The 298-nt window shown below is 31.2% G+C and carries 1 protein-coding gene; it reads left to right on the forward strand.

Annotation, left to right across the window (positions count from 1 at the left end):
• A partial coding sequence (locus BKH41_RS09980) for a hypothetical protein (protein ID WP_180762827.1) occupies nt 1-188 on the forward strand: 188 nt, incomplete at its 5' end.
• Between the last annotated feature and the right edge of the window lie 110 nt (nt 189-298).

Raw genomic sequence — 298 nt, forward strand, 5'->3', positions numbered from 1 at the left:
AACTTCAAGTAAAAGAAATAAATGATGCATTTATGCAACAATTCAGTACAGCAAGTATAGTTAATCGTTTAAATAATGATTCATTCATCATCAATCTGATTGCTGATGGTTTGATCAATCCGAATGGATCGCTTAAAGCAGCTGGTGGTTTGAAAAAAAATAAAGGAATACTTGATGCTTTTAAATAACAATAACAAAAATCTTATCGATCATCCAATGATACGATATTTATTCAAACTAATGGCAGTGTGTTTGATTGCTCTAGGAGTATTGAACATAGCTTATGGAGAGAAGATGG

Source organism: Helicobacter sp. 12S02232-10 (assembly GCF_002272895.1).
Taxonomy (GTDB): domain Bacteria; phylum Campylobacterota; class Campylobacteria; order Campylobacterales; family Helicobacteraceae; genus Helicobacter_J.